Below are 2,951 nucleotides of genomic sequence, written 5' to 3'. Positions count from 1 at the left end.
TTTTTTAATTTTAGTTTGGTTAAGTTAGAAAGGGCGCACGGTGGATGCCTTGACACTAGGAGTCGATGAAGGACGGGACTAACGCCGATATGCTTCGGGGAGCTGTAAGTAAGCTTTGATCCGAAGATTTCCGAATGGGGAAACCCACTATACGTAATGGTATGGTATCCTTACCTGAATACATAGGGTATGGAAGACAGACCCAGGGAACTGAAACATCTAAGTACCTGGAGGAAGAGAAAGCAAATGCGATTTCCTGAGTAGCGGCGAGCGAAACGGAATCTAGCCCAAACCAAGAGGCTTGCCTCTTGGGGTTGTAGGACATTCTATACGGAGTTACAAAGGAACGAGGTAGACGAAGCGACCTGGAAAGGTCCGTCACAGAGGGTAACAACCCCGTAGTCGAAACTTCGTTCTCTCTTGAATGTATCCTGAGTACGGCGGAACACGTGAAATTCCGTCGGAATCTGGGAGGACCATCTCCCAAGGCTAAATACTCCCTAGTGATCGATAGTGAACCAGTACCGTGAGGGAAAGGTGAAAAGCACCCCGGAAGGGGAGTGAAAGAGATCCTGAAACCGTGTGCCTACAAATAGTCAGAGCCCGTTAATGGGTGATGGCGTGCCTTTTGTAGAATGAACCGGCGAGTTACGATCCCGTGCGAGGTTAAGCTGAAGAGGCGGAGCCGCAGCGAAAGCGAGTCTGAATAGGGCGTTTAGTACGTGGTCGTAGACCCGAAACCAGGTGATCTACCCATGTCCAGGGTGAAGTTCAGGTAACACTGAATGGAGGCCCGAACCCACGCACGTTGAAAAGTGCGGGGATGAGGTGTGGGTAGCGGAGAAATTCCAATCGAACCTGGAGATAGCTGGTTCTCCCCGAAATAGCTTTAGGGCTAGCCTTAAGTGTAAGAGTCTTGGAGGTAGAGCACTGATTGAACTAGGGGTCCTCATCGGATTACCGAATTCAGTCAAACTCCGAATGCCAATGACTTATCCTTAGGAGTCAGACTGCGAGTGATAAGATCCGTAGTCAAGAGGGAAACAGCCCAGATCGCCAGCTAAGGTCCCAAAGTGTGTATTAAGTGGAAAAGGATGTGGAGTTGCTTAGACAACTAGGATGTTGGCTCAGAAGCAGCCACCATTTAAAGAGTGCGTAATAGCTCACTAGTCGAGTGACTCTGCGCCGAAAATGTACCGGGGCTAAATACACCACCGAAGCTGCGAATTGATACCAATGGTATCAGTGGTAGGGGAGCGTTCTAAGTGCAGTGAAGTCAGACCGGAAGGACTGGTGGAGCGCTTAGAAGTGAGAATGCCGGTATGAGTAGCGAAAGACGGGTGAGAATCCCGTCCACCGAATGCCTAAGGTTTCCTGAGGAAGGCTCGTCCGCTCAGGGTTAGTCAGGACCTAAGCCGAGGCCGACAGGCGTAGGCGATGGACAACAGGTTGATATTCCTGTACCACCTCTTTATCGTTTGAGCAATGGAGGGACGCAGAAGGATAGAAGAAGCGTGCGATTGGTTGTGCACGTCCAAGCAGTTAGGCTGATAAGTAGGCAAATCCGCTTATCGTGAAGGCTGAGCTGTGATGGGGAAGCTCCTTATGGAGCGAAGTCTTTGATTCCCCGCTGCCAAGAAAAGCTTCTAGCGAGATAAAAGGTGCCTGTACCGCAAACCGACACAGGTAGGCGAGGAGAGAATCCTAAGGTGTGCGAGAGAACTCTGGTTAAGGAACTCGGCAAAATGACCCCGTAACTTCGGGAGAAGGGGTGCTTTCTTAACGGAAAGCCGCAGTGAATAGGCCCAAGCGACTGTTTAGCAAAAACACAGGTCTCTGCGAAGCCGTAAGGCGAAGTATAGGGGCTGACACCTGCCCGGTGCTGGAAGGTTAAGGAGAGGGGTTAGCGTAAGCGAAGCTCTGAACTGAAGCCCCAGTAAACGGCGGCCGTAACTATAACGGTCCTAAGGTAGCGAAATTCCTTGTCGGGTAAGTTCCGACCCGCACGAAAGGTGTAACGATTTGGGCACTGTCTCAACCAGAGACTCGGTGAAATTATAGTACCTGTGAAGATGCAGGTTACCCGCGACAGGACGGAAAGACCCCGTGGAGCTTTACTGTAGCCTGATATTGAATTTTGGTACAGTTTGTACAGGATAGGCGGGAGCCATTGAAACCGGAGCGCTAGCTTCGGTGGAGGCGCTGGTGGGATACCGCCCTGACTGTATTGAAATTCTAACCTACGGGTCTTATCGACCCGGGAGACAGTGTCAGGTGGGCAGTTTGACTGGGGCGGTCGCCTCCTAAAGTGTAACGGAGGCGCCCAAAGGTTCCCTCAGAATGGTTGGAAATCATTCGTAGAGTGCAAAGGCATAAGGGAGCTTGACTGCGAGACCTACAAGTCGAGCAGGGACGAAAGTCGGGCTTAGTGATCCGGTGGTTCCGCATGGAAGGGCCATCGCTCAACGGATAAAAGCTACCCCGGGGATAACAGGCTTATCTCCCCCAAGAGTCCACATCGACGGGGAGGTTTGGCACCTCGATGTCGGCTCATCGCATCCTGGGGCTGTAGTCGGTCCCAAGGGTTGGGCTGTTCGCCCATTAAAGCGGTACGCGAGCTGGGTTCAGAACGTCGTGAGACAGTTCGGTCCCTATCCGTCGTGGGCGTAGGAAATTTGAGAGGAGCTGTCCTTAGTACGAGAGGACCGGGATGGACGCACCGCTGGTGTACCAGTTGTTCTGCCAAGGGCATAGCTGGGTAGCTATGTGCGGAAGGGATAAGTGCTGAAAGCATCTAAGCATGAAGCCCCCCTCAAGATGAGATTTCCCATAGCGTAAGCTAGTAAGATCCCTGAAAGATGATCAGGTTGATAGGTTCGAGGTGGAAGCATGGTGACATGTGGAGCTGACGAATACTAATAGATCGAGGACTTAACCATATAATATGAAGC

1 rRNA gene is annotated in these 2,951 nt (G+C 51.5%); it reads left to right on the top strand.

Features of this window, described 5'->3' with window-relative positions:
• Positions 1-17 precede the first annotated feature (17 nt).
• Positions 18-2,939: ribosomal RNA gene (locus BWGOE10_RS28240) — 23S ribosomal RNA — on the top strand.
• Positions 2,940-2,951: the final 12 nt, after the last annotated feature.

Source organism: Bacillus mycoides (genome assembly GCF_001757995.1).
Taxonomy (GTDB): domain Bacteria; phylum Bacillota; class Bacilli; order Bacillales; family Bacillaceae_G; genus Bacillus_A; species Bacillus_A mycoides_B.
The sequence above is the reverse complement of the archived record's forward strand: the minus strand, read 5'-3'. Positions and strand labels throughout refer to the sequence as shown.